The organism is Halobacillus sp. BBL2006 (genome assembly GCF_000786645.1).
Classification (GTDB): domain Bacteria; phylum Bacillota; class Bacilli; order Bacillales; family Halobacillaceae; genus Halobacillus.
Genome location: NZ_JRNX01000660.1, coordinates 1 through 2278 on the forward strand (window position 1 = coordinate 1; position 2278 = coordinate 2278).

General features: G+C 44.3%; 2 protein-coding genes. Both read left to right on the forward strand.

What is annotated here, in order from left to right; translation table 11 throughout:
- Positions 1-264: 264 nt before the first annotated feature.
- Positions 265-1095 (forward strand): MIP/aquaporin family protein, encoded by an 831-nt coding sequence (locus LD39_RS17875; RefSeq protein ID WP_035551010.1) that lies wholly within the window; start codon positions 265-267, stop codon positions 1093-1095.
- A gap of 31 nt (positions 1096-1126) precedes the next feature.
- A partial coding sequence (glpK, locus tag LD39_RS17880; RefSeq protein ID WP_035551014.1) for a glycerol kinase GlpK occupies positions 1127-2278 on the forward strand: 1152 nt, incomplete at its 3' end.

The window sequence follows — 2278 nt, forward strand, 5'->3', positions numbered from 1 at the left end:
GAAAAAAATAAAGAAAATCGCCGAATGACGCGCTTTTTCGAACTTAATCCCCCATCGTATCCTGTCATTAATTGATAGAATATTCCAACACCTGTTGACACCGCTTACATTTAAGTTTATAGTGAGTGTAACAAGTTAAGCATGTGACGGAGAAGAGGAGACTCACACAGAATTTGTACTTTTTAGCCAAAGTACGCTATTCGGTGTGGGTCTCTTTGTTTTTAAACGCATGTAGCTTGAAAATAACATAGAGGAGTGTGGCTCATGTCCGAATTTGTTGCAGAGCTCATAGGCACAATGATTCTGATCATTTTTGGTGGAGGCGTTGTTGGTGGAGTCGTTCTGAAGAACTCCAAGGCTGAAGGAGCCGGATGGGTTGTCATTACCATTGGGTGGGGACTTGCTGTAGCCATGGCGATTTACGCTGTTGGAAGCTTTACAGGGGCACATATCAATCCAGCCGTAACGCTTGGATTAGCTTCAATCGGGGATTTCCCGTGGAGTAAGGTTCCAATTTATATCACAGCTCAGATGATCGGGGCCTTTATCGGAGCATGTATCGTTTTCCTCAATTATCTTCCTCATTGGGACAAGACAGAAGATCAAGGAGCGAAGCTTGCAGTTTATTCTACCGATCCTGCTGTACGCAGTCCTTTTTCTAATTTACTAAGTGAGATGATTGGTACATTTGTTTTATTGATGGGAATTTTGTTTATTGGTGCGAACGAGTTTACCGAAGGATTAAATCCACTGATTGTTGGTTTGTTAATCGTCGCAATTGGTATGTCTCTCGGTGGAGCGACTGGATATGCGATCAATCCAGCTCGTGACTTAGGACCGAGAATTGCTCATGCCCTATTACCTATTCCTGGAAAAGGCGGTTCTGACTGGGGATACGCTTGGATCCCGGTCGTTGGTCCAATTTTAGGCGGCGTATACGGATCTGTCTTTTATAAAGCCATTTTCGTACAGGAATTCTCCGTAGCGTTCTGGGTGCTTTCTCTTATCGTAGCCGTCATTATCGTTGGAGCTGCGGGGTCAGAACTAAAAAAGGGGCGTACCGTCAGCAATAAAGTAGAACAGAAAATCAGCTAAATCAATTTTTATATAGAGGAGAGATTTTATTATGGCAGAACAGTACATTTTATCAATTGATCAGGGTACGACAAGTTCACGAGCGATTTTGTTTGATAAGTCTGGAACAATTGTAGAAACAGGACAGAAAGAATTTGAACAATTCTTCCCGAAACCAGGCTGGGTCGAACACGATGCGAATGAAATTTGGACATCCGTACTTGCTTGTATTGCTGACGTACTAAGAAAGGCGGATGTGGACCCATCTCAAGTGGCCGGTATTGGAATTACGAACCAAAGGGAAACGGCCGTCGTTTGGGACAAAAATACAGGAAAGCCGATTTATCACGCTGTCGTTTGGCAATCAAGACAAACCGAGGATATTTGTAAGGAATTGCGCAGTGCCGGCCATAATGACTTATTCCGGGAAAAAACTGGCTTGCTGTTAGATCCTTATTTCTCCGGAACAAAAGTGAAGTGGATGCTTGATAACGTGGACGGAGCACGGGAAAAAGCAGAGAACGGCGATTTAATGTTCGGTACGATTGATACCTGGCTTGTTTATAAATTGTCTGGTGGAAATGCTCATATTACTGATTACTCCAATGCGTCCCGTACATTGATGTATAACATTTATGATCTGAAGTGGGATGACGAGCTTCTTGATATTCTTGGGGTGCCTAAATCAATGCTCCCTGAAGTAAAATCCTCATCAGAAGTTTATGCGAATACAGTCGATTATCATTTCTTCGGTCATGAAGTACCAATTGCAGGGATCGCCGGAGATCAGCAGGCGGCTTTATTCGGACAAGCTTGCTTTGAAAAAGGGATGGCGAAAAATACTTATGGTACAGGCTGCTTTATGCTGATGAACACAGGGGAAGAAGGCGTGCCTTCTGAACACGGTTTGCTGACAACATTAGCCTGGGGTCTTGATGGAAAAGTCGAGTACGCCCTGGAAGGAAGTATCTTTGTAGCAGGATCTGCGATTCAGTGGCTGCGTGATGGTCTGAAGATGATCGAAAGCGCACCGGAAACGGAAAGCTACGCAACGTCTGTAGAGTCAACAGATGGCGTCTACCTTGTACCAGCTTTCGTCGGTTTAGGAACTCCATATTGGGATAGTGACGCGCGTGGTGCGGTATTTGGCTTAACTCGTGGGACGACAAAAGCGCACTTTGTACGTGCAACATTAGAGTCACTG

Excerpts from the sequence above, each read along its gene's own strand:
- LD39_RS17875 (WP_035551010.1), top strand. The coding sequence starts at position 265 with ATGTCCGAATTTGTTGCAGAGCTCATAGGCACAATGATTCTGATCATT.